Origin of the sequence: Pandoraea sp. B-6 (genome assembly GCF_000282835.1) — a bacterium.
Classification (GTDB): Bacteria; Pseudomonadota; Gammaproteobacteria; order Burkholderiales; family Burkholderiaceae; genus Pandoraea; species Pandoraea cepalis.
This window is the reverse complement of the sequence record NZ_KB290511.1, coordinates 4,085-8,887: the sequence shown is the minus strand read 5'-3', so window position 1 is coordinate 8,887 and position 4,803 is coordinate 4,085. Positions and strand designations below refer to the sequence as shown.

General features: G+C 64.9%; 7 protein-coding genes. 5 read left to right on the top strand and 2 right to left on the bottom strand.

Features of this window, described 5'->3' with window-relative positions:
* Positions 1-4: 4 nt before the first annotated feature.
* Both paaI and paaK read left to right on the top strand, forming a co-directional pair.
* A complete protein-coding gene (gene paaI, locus A985_RS24910; RefSeq protein WP_051060113.1) occupies positions 5-385 on the top strand; it encodes a hydroxyphenylacetyl-CoA thioesterase PaaI in 381 nt (126 codons plus the stop codon).
* A 93-nt stretch (positions 386-478) separates the two neighbouring features.
* Positions 479-1,774 carry a phenylacetate--CoA ligase PaaK gene (gene paaK / locus A985_RS0109585; RefSeq protein ID WP_017233189.1) on the top strand — a complete coding sequence of 432 codons (1,296 nt, stop codon included), beginning with the start codon at positions 479-481 and terminating at the stop codon, positions 1,772-1,774.
* A 74-nt stretch (positions 1,775-1,848) separates the two neighbouring features.
* On the opposite strand, the gene A985_RS0109580 is transcribed toward paaK, so the two are convergent.
* Entirely contained in the window at positions 1,849-2,991 is a 1,143-nt protein-coding gene (locus tag A985_RS0109580) for a murein transglycosylase A (RefSeq protein WP_017233188.1), read from the bottom strand.
* Here A985_RS0109580 and A985_RS29125 point away from each other — a divergent pair.
* Positions 2,990-3,241 (top strand): hypothetical protein, encoded by a 252-nt coding sequence (locus A985_RS29125; protein WP_017233187.1) that lies wholly within the window; start codon positions 2,990-2,992, stop codon positions 3,239-3,241. The genes A985_RS0109580 and A985_RS29125 overlap by 2 nt on opposite strands.
* Before the next feature lie 27 nt (positions 3,242-3,268).
* On the opposite strand, the gene apaG is transcribed toward A985_RS29125, so the two are convergent.
* A complete protein-coding gene (gene apaG / locus A985_RS0109575) occupies positions 3,269-3,643 on the bottom strand; it encodes a Co2+/Mg2+ efflux protein ApaG (RefSeq protein ID WP_017233186.1) in 375 nt (124 codons plus the stop codon).
* Positions 3,644-3,845: 202 nt separating this feature from the next.
* Between apaG and rpe the strand changes: the two genes are divergently transcribed.
* A complete protein-coding gene (gene rpe / locus A985_RS0109570) occupies positions 3,846-4,526 on the top strand; it encodes a ribulose-phosphate 3-epimerase (protein ID WP_017233185.1) in 681 nt (226 codons plus the stop codon).
* On the top strand, positions 4,523-4,803 hold a 281-nt coding region (locus A985_RS29120; protein ID WP_232424577.1), incomplete at its 3' end, for an HAD hydrolase-like protein. The genes rpe and A985_RS29120, both read left to right, overlap by 4 nt.

The following is a 4,803-nucleotide window of genomic DNA, read 5'->3' as shown; positions in this document are numbered from 1 at the left end:
ATCGATGTCCCGCAGCGCCCGCGGGAGCCAGTGGCTCGGCATGGAGTTGCAGGAAGTTCGCCCGGGCTATGCGCGCATGACGATGCGTATTCGCGACGAATTTCTCAACGGCCACGCCATCTGCCACGGCGGCTTGATGTTCACGCTGGCCGACTCGACCTTTGCCTTCGCGTGCAACAGCTACAACATCAACACGGTCGCCGCCGGGTGCAGCATCGAGTTCCTGAAGCCGGTCTCGGGGGGCGACACGCTCACGGCCGAGGCACAGGAGCAGGTGCTCTCGGGGCGTCACGGGATCTACGACATTCGCTTGACGAACTCGGCCGGCGAAGCCGTCGCGATGTTCCGCGGCAAGTCCGCGCAGATCAAGGGCAGCGTCGTCTGACACGGCCCCGCAGCACGCGCATCCAGGCACGGGTTCGCGAGTCACACACGTATCAGTGAGTATTAGTAAGTAGCCAGTCCCAAGGAGACAGTCATGACCACCGCCTTGCCGCTCGAGCCGATCGAGAAAGCGAGCCTCGACGAACTGCGCGCCCTTCAGCTCGACCGTCTGAAGACGACGTTGCGGCATGCCTATGAGAATTCGCCGGTGTATCGCCGCAAGTTCGATGAGGCCGGCGTCCACCCGGACGATCTGACCTCGCTGGCCGATCTGGCCAAGTTCCCGTTCACGACGAAGCAGGATCTGCGCGACAGCTATCCGTTCGGCATGTTCGCCGTACCGATGGAGCAGGTCTCGCGCGTGCATGCGTCGTCGGGCACCACCGGCAAGCCGACGGTCGTGGGCTACACGGCCAACGACATCAGCACGTGGGCCGATCTGGTGGCGCGCTCGATCCGTGCCGCCGGCGCGCGTCGCGGTGACAAGGTGCACGTCAGCTACGGCTACGGCCTGTTCACGGGCGGTCTCGGCGCGCACTACGGCGCCGAGCGTGCCGGGTTGACCGTGATCCCGTTCGGCGGCGGCCAGACCGAGAAGCAGGTGCAACTGATTCAGGATTTCAAGCCCGACATCATCATGGTCACGCCGAGCTACATGCTCGCGATCGCCGACGAACTCGAGCGTCAAGGCTTGGTGGCGGCGGAATCGTCGCTGCGCATCGGCATCTTCGGCGCCGAGCCGTGGACGAACGACATGCGCTCGGCCATCGAGAAGCGCATGGGCATCGACGCGGTCGACATCTACGGTCTGTCGGAAGTGATGGGCCCCGGAGTCGCCAGCGAATGTGCCGAGACCAAGGACGGCCCGACGATCTGGGAAGATCACTTCTACCCCGAGATCATCGATCCGGTGACCGGAGAAGTGCTGCCCGACGGCGAGTTCGGCGAACTGGTGTTCACCTCGCTCACGAAAGAAGCGCTGCCGATCATCCGCTACCGCACGCGCGATCTCACGCGCCTGCTGCCGGGCACGGCGCGCACGATGCGCCGCATGGAGAAGATCACCGGCCGCTCCGACGACATGATGATCATTCGCGGCGTGAACGTCTTCCCGTCGCAGATCGAGGAACTGCTGCTGCGCCAGCCGTTGCTCTCACCGCACTATCAGATCATCCTGGACAAGGAAGGCCCGATGGACACGATGGCCGTTGAAGTCGAGGCAGCCGTCGGCTGCCACGACGACACGGCGCTGCAATCGGCGGGCGGCGAACTCAAGCGCGACATCAAGACGCTCATCGGCGTGTCGTGCGCGGTGCGCGTGAAGCCGGTCGGCGGCATCGAGCGCTCGGTGGGCAAGGCACGCCGCGTTTTGGATAAGCGGGTGCGATAAGCGCCGGCCGTGGTCCGTCACGATGAAAAAAAGCCCGTGATCGATTCGCGGGCTTTTTCGTTGACGCTCGACGCTCACTGATTGGGCAGGAACACCCACATACGGCCGCTCTGGCGCATCCGCCCGGCCAGATCGCCGGCGTCGTCGCCCAGCCCCCAGAAGAAATCGGCGCGCACGCCGCCCTTGATGGCGCTGCCGGTGTCCTGCGCGAACATCAACCGGTTGATCGGGGTATTCGCCTGGGCACCGAACGGCGGGCGCGTGGTCGCGAGGAACACCGGGCTGCCAAGTGGGATCGAGGCCGGATCCACGGCGATCGATCGCTCCGCCGTGAGCGGCACGCCCAAGGCGCCCACCGGCCCCTCGATACCGCCCACGCCGTGATTCGGCATCTCGCGGAAAAAGACGAAACGCGGGTTCACATCGAGCAAGGCATCGACGCGCGACGGATTGGCACGCGCCCACGCGCGAATCCCCTGCATCGTCGCCTGCGCGGGCGTGATCTCGCCATGATCGATCAGCCAGCGTCCGATCGACTTGTATGGTTGGTCGTTGTTGCCCGCGTAGCCCACGCGCATGATCGTGCCATCGTCGAGCAATACCTGCCCCGAGCCCTGCACCTGCAGGAAGAAGGCCTCGACCGGATCGTCAACGTACACCAGCTCGTGGCCGCGCAGAATGCCGCTGCGCATGAGTTCGGCGCGCGCGGGCAGCGATCCGGCGCGACGCCCGGTGGGCCATTTGTAAAGCGGTGTCTGATACACGCCGCCACGCACGCGCGAGCCGTGCAGCAACGGCTCGTAGTAGCCCGTGATCAGGCCCGTCTGCGTGCCGTCGGCGTTCGCGATGCGAAACGGCGTAAAGTATTGTTCGAAGAACTGCCGAACCGCAGCCGGATCCAGATCGTCGATACGCTCGGACGCGCGGCACGCAGGTTGCCAGTTGGTTTGACGGCCGAGCTTCACGCAGCTCTGGGCGAGCGCGAGGCGCGCGCCGATGAGCGAGTCGTCCTGCCACCCGTCGACCTGCGACCACGACACGGGCTGCATGCGGCCCGCGCCCGAGGGCGGCGTGGCCACGGTCGACGGTGGCGTACCTGGACGAGACGTGCTCGTCGGAGGCACACTCGAACAACCGTAGAGCAATGCGGCAAACGCGGCGAACGCCAGGCCCCGGCCGGCGCGCCACCGCCCGAACTTCGTCAAGAAGAGCGTCATGGGTAATCTGTTCGATGAATATCCGGCCTTGCTGGTCTTGCCGGAGGTGTTGCTGGCGATCGCGATCGTCGCCGCGATTGTGGTGATGCGTCGCAAGCCGTCGCCCCAACGCAGGGTTCGCCCGATGCGGGCGATCCGGCCGATGCCGAGCGATACCGTCGACCCGGTGGATTCGCGCGATCGGGACGCGGCCGCCGGCGCGGCCGACGATCCGCTCAAACGCGAAGACTGGTCCGACGACCGCCGCTGACGTCCGAACGATGCGCGCATGCCCGGCTCAGTGCAACGTGCGCGGCATGGTCAGCGCGAATTCGGCGATGGGAACGTCGAAACGCGTGCCATCCTCGGCCACGCAAAAGTACTCGCCGCGCATGGTGCCGATCGGCGTGGCGACCATCGCCCAGCTCGTATATTCGAACTGCTCACCGGGCTGCAGGAACGGTTGATGCCCGATCACGCCCAGGCCGTTGACTTCCTGCACATGGTTATCGCCGTCGGTAATCACCCAATGGCGCGAGATCAGTTGTGCCGGCACTTCCCCACTGTTGCGAATCGTGATCGTGTAGGCAAAGGCGAATTGCCGGCGATCCGGTTCCGATTGCTCCGGGAGGTATTGCGGGCGCACTGTGACGGTAAATTCATACTGGCTCATCGGGTGTTCCTGTAGCGCATGCGGGCTCTCTGGTGGCGTTTTGCAACGCATTCTGCGGCAAGTCGTCGCGGGTCGCAACCGGCAAACACGCCAGTCGGCGACCGATTCGAAGGGTATCGGTGCCCGCCGGTTCGGCCCACGGCCGGCAGGCATCATGCGAAAGCTTTAAAATGTCGCTTTTGACGCCCTTCCCCCGCCCGCCATGACGCAATTCTGTATCGCCCCCAGCATCCTGTCCGCCGACTTTGCCCGGCTGGGCGAAGAAGTCCGCAACGTCGTGGCGGCAGGCGCCGACTGGATTCACTTCGACGTGATGGACAACCATTACGTTCCCAACCTGACCATCGGCCCGATGGTTTGCGAGGCGATCCGCCCGCACGTGGACGTGCCGATCGACGTGCATCTGATGGTACGCCCAGTCGATCGCATCGTGCCCGATTTCGCCAAGGCCGGCGCGAACCTGATCACGTTCCACCCGGAAGCGTCGGAACATGTCGACCGCACGCTCTCCCTGATTCGCGACCACGGTTGCAAAGCGGGTCTCGTGTTCAACCCGGGTACGCCGCTGCATTACCTCGACCACGTGATGGATCGTCTCGATATGGTGCTCATCATGTCGGTGAACCCCGGCTTCGGCGGCCAATCGTTCATTCCCGAAGCGCTCAACAAACTGCGCGCCGTGCGTGCCCGGATCGACGCCTACACGGCCGAGACCGGTCACGAGATTCGTCTGGAAATCGACGGCGGCGTGAAGGTCGAGAACATCGCCGAGATCGCGGCCGCCGGGGCGGACACGTTCGTCGCCGGCTCCGCCATCTTCGGCAAACCCGACTACAAGGCGGTCATCGACCAGATGCGCGCCCAACTGGCGAGCGTGGCATGACCGATACCCAAGACCTCCAGCTGGACGGCATTCGCGCGGTGCTGATCGACCTCGACGGCACGCTCGTCGACACGGCGGGCGACTTCGGCATGGCGCTGAACGCCATGCTGGCCGATCTGGGCGTAGCACCGGTGCCGACCGAGCGCCTGATGACGTTTGTCGGCAAGGGCACCGCCAATCTCATCCGCAAGACCCTCGCCGAGCGTTTCGCCGACGCGGAGATCGACGGCCTGTTCGAACGGGCACAGGACAAGTACGAAGCCGTCTACACGTCGAT